We start from the raw sequence: 4,836 nt of genomic DNA on the forward strand, positions 1-4,836 counted from the left end.
CGCCGGCGACGAAGGCTTCGGGCGCCCAGTCCGCGGCGTTGGTGGACGCCAACAAAACGCCGTCCGGCTTCAGCACGGCCAGCGCCGCGGTGACGAGTTTGCCGTAGTCCTTTTCCACCCGGAATGTGCCGCTGGCCTTGGATTGTGAAAACGTCGGCGGATCGAGCACGACGATGTCAAATGCACGGCCCTTTTTGGCGAAGCGCTTCAACCAGTCGAAGGTGTCGCCGAAAACAAAATCATGCGCCGCGGGATCGAGGCGGTTCAGGGCGAAGTTGCGCCGGCCCCAGTCGAGATACTTTTTCGACAGGTCGAGGCTCGTCGTCCGCAGCCCGGCCCTGGCGGCGCAGACTGAAAAGCCGCACGTGTAGGCGAAGCAATTCAGCAGTTCGGCCGGCGGGCTTTGGGTTGCTGCGGCCAAAAGCGGGAAGCCGGCGGCCACGTGCCCGGTCAAAAGCCGGCGGCGGTTGTCGCGTTGATCCAGAAACAAGCCGACGGAGTAGCCCTCGCTGAAGCTCAGCTCGAAGCGCAGGCCGTTTTCCCGGATTTCAAAACGTTCGGGTGCGGCGTTGCCGAGCACGAGCTGGGGTGACGCTTCCGCGGCGGCGGTTCGTCTCACTTGGCGGTTCAGCCGCTTGTGGTAGGCGCCTTGTGCTCCCGTGACGCGGCACCACGTTGCGAGTTGTTCGCGTTGCGCGGGCGTGAGCGGATCTTCCGCCTGCGAGAGCAGGAACCCGCCCAGTTGTTCAACCTGCCAGCCCGGCCAGCCGTCGCCGGCGCCGTGGATCAGGCGCAGCGCATTCGTCTCCGCCGGATCAATCAGCGCCTGCCGTCGCGCGAGCGCCATGGGAAAGGCCGCCGCGCGCGCGGGAAAACCAAAATCGGTCCGGGACCGGAACCCGCAGGGTTTTCCGGTTTCCGGGTGCGTGCAGTGCAGTTCCGCCGCGTGCAGGAAGACGCGTTCCGCCGCGGTGCCGCCATAAAGCGTGTCACCGAGAATGGGCAGGCCCGATTCGGCCGCGTGCACGCGGATTTGGTGGGTGCGCCCGGTGCGCGGTTCAGCCTCGAGGAGCGTCAGGCCGGCCCGGGTCTCAACGACGCGGAAATGCGTTTCGGCGGGCTCGCCGCCTGGCCGGCTCGCGTAAGTTTCGCCGCGCCGCGCCAGGGCGGACTTGACGGTAAACTCACGGCGGGGCACCGGCCGGTCGGTCAGCAGGAGATATTTTTTGGTGACGCGGCGTTGCGTGAATTGCTCCGTCAAGGCGCGGTTGGCCGCCGCCGTTTTGCCGAAGACCAGCACGCCGCTGGTTTCCTTGTCGAGGCGATGCAGGATGGCCAGCGTGGCCCAGCGGGGTTCGCGGTGGCGGAGCCAGTCGTAGAGGCCCTCGCCGGCGTAAGGCGACGGCGCGTGGGTGTTCACGCCGGCCGGTTTGTCCACCACCAGCAGATGCTCGTCTTCAGAGAGGACGCACGGGATCACGGGCTCACCAAAACTGCCACGCGCCCTGCCAGACAACCCAGATGCCGAGCAGGAAATTCGTGATGGCATGGGCGGTCATGGCGTCGCCCAGGCGCTTCTTGCGGATGACCAGTCCGAGGTAAAGCATGCCGCACAGGATGCCGGGCAGCCATTGGTAGTGCATGAAGCCAAAGAGCACCGAAACGACGACAAACGACGCGCCGGCAAAGTAACCCATCGGCACCTGCATGAAATCGTCCTTGATGAATTTGCGGTAGAGGAAGGAGCGGTAGAAAACTTCCTCCAAAGGCGGCACCACCAGCGACGAACCCAAAATGCGCACCCCGATGAACAACCACGCCATTGCGGAACCGGCACCGTAGCGGTCCACCGGATTCCATTCGTCGCCGGGCGTGGGTTTGAAGAAGATGTGGTTCATCGAGTAGTAAGGATCGAGGCCGACCCACAGGACGCACACGAGCACCCCGACCGCCACGGCTTCCCAACTTACCGCCCAGCGCATTTCCGGCACCAGTGCGCGGGCTTCCCAAATCAGCCAGATGCCCGCCAGCGTCTTCAGCAGGTAAACCCAATACTTCGCATCGACACCGAGGAACGCCTGTCCCGCCGTCAGGAAAACGAAGATGAAAAAGGGCGCCACGCGAGCGTGGCCGGGTGAGCGTTGCAGTAATTCACGCAGCGGATTCATCGGTGCCGGGCGCAGGATGTAGCAGTTGCGCCCGACCAAGTCACGGCAATCTCAAAACGTTGGTCTGACCATTGCCGGCGAGCGTGACGGTTTCCTTGTCGATGGCGATCAGCCGAAAGCCTTGGATGCTGTCGCCCAGGAAGAGGAATTTGCCACCGATCATCGCGGAGGGTTGCGTGGGATTGTAAATGATGCTCTGCAAACGCAGCGGCGCGGGCTTGGGATTCACAAAAACCACCGCCGGCTCCGGCGCGGGCTCATTGGTGATCGTGGTGACCGCCACGGCCGCGTTGGTGGGGGCGACGGCAGCTTCAAGGGCGGCCGGCACGATGTTCGTCGGAGCGGGGGCGACCGGTTCAGCGGGTGCCGCCGGCGGAGCCACGGCGGCAACCGTCACCGGAGCAGCCGGAGCAGCGGGAGCAGCCGCGGCGACGGCAACGGGCGTTGCGTTGTTCGCCGCAGCCGGTTGGTGACCGCGATCTTTCAACGCAAGCCACAGCAGCAGATTTCCCAGAATGATGGCGGCCACGAGCGTGAACAGCAGCATTTGCGCGCCGCTGCCCGATTTGGCGGGCGCCGCGTCGGCCGGGCGCAACGTGGGGCCGCTGGCGGGCGGCGGGTTTTGCTGTTGCGCCTCCTTGGTGCGTTTCAGGGCATCGTTGATCAGGCTCATGATTTACTCCGCAATGTGGCCTTCCAGTTCGCGAATCGCGCGGCCAATCAAGCTGTAACCAATCCGGTCGGTTTGGTGCACAAAGCCGGCCAGCAGCGCCTTGTCGCACACCGCGTTCACGAGGCGCGGCACGCCGTCGCTGTAACGATGAATGCGCCAGATGGCGGCGGTCGTGAACTGCGGCCGGCCGTTGCCGCCGGAAACGTGGATGCGATGCCGGATGTATTCGCCGACTTCCTCCCGCGTCAATGCACTCAGGTGGTAGCGCACGGTAATGCGCTGACGCAGTTGCCGGAGGTTGTGCGCGTTCAACCGGTCGCGCAGCTCGGGTTGTCCCATCAACACGATCTGCAACAGCTTCCGGTCGTCCGTCTCCAGATTCGAGAGCAGGCGGACCTGTTCGAGCAGCTCGTCGGTCAGATTCTGTGCCTCGTCAATGATCAGCACGGCGTCCTTGCCGTTGCCGGCGCGCCAGAGGAGAAATTCGTTGATGACGGCCAGCGTTTCGAGCCGGTCCATGCCTTCGACGGCGAGGCCGAATTCGATGGCGATGGCCTTCATCATTTCGTTCGGGCTCATCACCGGATTCAGGATCAGCGCGGTGGCAAATTGTCCGTCGAGCGCGTCCAGCATGGCGCGGCACAGCGTGGTTTTGCCCGCGCCGACTTCGCCGGTGAGCTGCACAAAGCCTTTGCGCTCGCGGATGCCATACAACAAATGATTGTAGGCTTCGCGATGCTTGCCACTGTAAAAAAGGAACCGCGGGTTCGGTGTGATCGCGAACGGCGGCTCCTTCAGCCCATAATGTTCGAGATACACGCGGGCCTTTTAGCAAAACCAGTGCCCGAGGGAAGGAAAACCGTGGCCGGCGCCGCGGCACCGGGCGACAAAACAAGCCCGGCCTGACGCAAATCCATCGTAATTGCTGCGTTTTAGGCGGTTGGCGACGGGTTCGCGGGGCGGCGCGGCTGGAGAAAGCGCATTACGTTGTCGCCGTGGGTCAGCACCTTCAGTTCCCGCCAGGCGTCTGGAATGGCCAACGTGTCTCGTTTCGCGTGTCCCAAAATCAGCAAGCCGTCCGCCGCGAGGACCTGGGGCAGGTTCGGGTCGTCCATCAGTTTTTGAGCCAGCGAGGTCGAGCGCCGGCCGACGTTTTTCTCGCCATAGGGCGGGTCTGCGAGAATCAGGTCGAACCGCTCGCCCGTTGCGGCGATTTGGTGCAGCGCGGGGAAAACGTCCTGCACGCGGGCATGAAAAACGGCGGGACCGTAACCGGCGGCGGCGGCATTGCGCCGGATGAACTCGGCGTGGCGCGAAGATTTTTCAATGCACACGGCCGTGGCGCAGCCGCGGCTCAGGGCTTCAAGGCTCAGTGCGCCCGAGCCCGCGAAGAGTTCCAGCACGCGCGCGCCGAGAATGCGTTCGCCCAGGCTGTTGAACACGGCCTGTTTCACCCGATCCGGCGTTGGGCGGACGTCCAGGCCTTTCGGCACCTTCAAAATCCGCCGTGCCGCCTCGCCACCAGTGATGCGCATGGCGGAAGGGAAACATGGTCCGCCCGGCGCGGCCAAGGGAATTCAGGAAAGCTTGGGCGCGGGGCGCCGGAACCAGCCGTCGAGCATGTGGTGCAGGCTGAGCCAGGGATGCTCCCAGACCATGCGGGGTCCGGCGTAACGCATCACGGCCTTGATTTGTTCGCGCCGGTCGCGCTGGTAGCAATGCACCGGGCACCGGGCGCAGGTCGGTTTTTCCTCGCCGAACCGGCACCGGTCCAGCCGCAGACTGACGTAGCGCGTCAGCTCTGCGCACGCCGGGCAGAGTTCGTCCGCGGCTCGATGCTGGTCGCGGCAATAAATCTGGATCATGGCGGTGACCGTTTTCCATTCGCGGGCCAGCCGGCGATTGACGAACGGTTTTGCGGCGGGCTGGGGCAGGGTCGAAGTCATGGTGTTCATGGTCTTGGCAGGGCCGGGAGCCGGACCGCAGTCCGGCTCC

Annotated in this window: 6 protein-coding genes; all 6 read right to left on the reverse strand. The window is 64.4% G+C overall.

Annotated elements, in window-relative coordinates; genetic code table 11:
- Positions 1-1,480: pseudouridine synthase (locus tag VFV96_13485; GenBank protein ID HEU5071410.1), on the reverse strand; the 1,480-nt coding region annotated here is incomplete at its 3' end.
- A 4-nt stretch (positions 1,481-1,484) separates the two neighbouring features.
- The gene (locus tag VFV96_13490) at positions 1,485-2,207 is read right to left on the reverse strand and encodes a CAAX prenyl protease-related protein (GenBank protein ID HEU5071411.1); all 723 of its coding nucleotides are present in this window, start codon (positions 2,205-2,207) and stop codon (positions 1,485-1,487) included.
- A 1-nt stretch (position 2,208) separates the two neighbouring features.
- The gene (locus VFV96_13495; GenBank protein HEU5071412.1) at positions 2,209-2,841 is read right to left on the reverse strand and encodes a hypothetical protein; all 633 of its coding nucleotides are present in this window, start codon (positions 2,839-2,841) and stop codon (positions 2,209-2,211) included.
- 3 nt (positions 2,842-2,844) lie between these two features.
- Complete coding sequence (locus VFV96_13500; GenBank protein ID HEU5071413.1) at positions 2,845-3,660, reverse strand: AAA family ATPase; 816 nt, start codon at positions 3,658-3,660, stop codon at positions 2,845-2,847.
- A gap of 113 nt (positions 3,661-3,773) precedes the next feature.
- Entirely contained in the window at positions 3,774-4,376 is a 603-nt protein-coding gene (locus VFV96_13505) for an RsmD family RNA methyltransferase (GenBank protein ID HEU5071414.1), read from the reverse strand.
- A 42-nt stretch (positions 4,377-4,418) separates the two neighbouring features.
- Positions 4,419-4,836 (reverse strand): nitrous oxide-stimulated promoter family protein (locus tag VFV96_13510; protein ID HEU5071415.1); only part of this gene is annotated, 418 nt, incomplete at its 5' end.

It is taken from the genome of Verrucomicrobiia bacterium (genome assembly GCA_035765895.1).
Lineage (GTDB): Bacteria > Verrucomicrobiota > Verrucomicrobiia > Limisphaerales > DSYF01 > DSYF01.

What these genes read in the sequence shown, in the direction of transcription:
- VFV96_13505 (HEU5071414.1), bottom strand. Translation starts at nt 4,376, where the DNA reads ATGCGCATCACTGGTGGCGAGGCGGCACGGCGGATTTTGAAGGTGCCG.
- VFV96_13495 (HEU5071412.1), bottom strand. Translation starts at nt 2,841, where the DNA reads ATGAGCCTGATCAACGATGCCCTGAAACGCACCAAGGAGGCGCAACAG.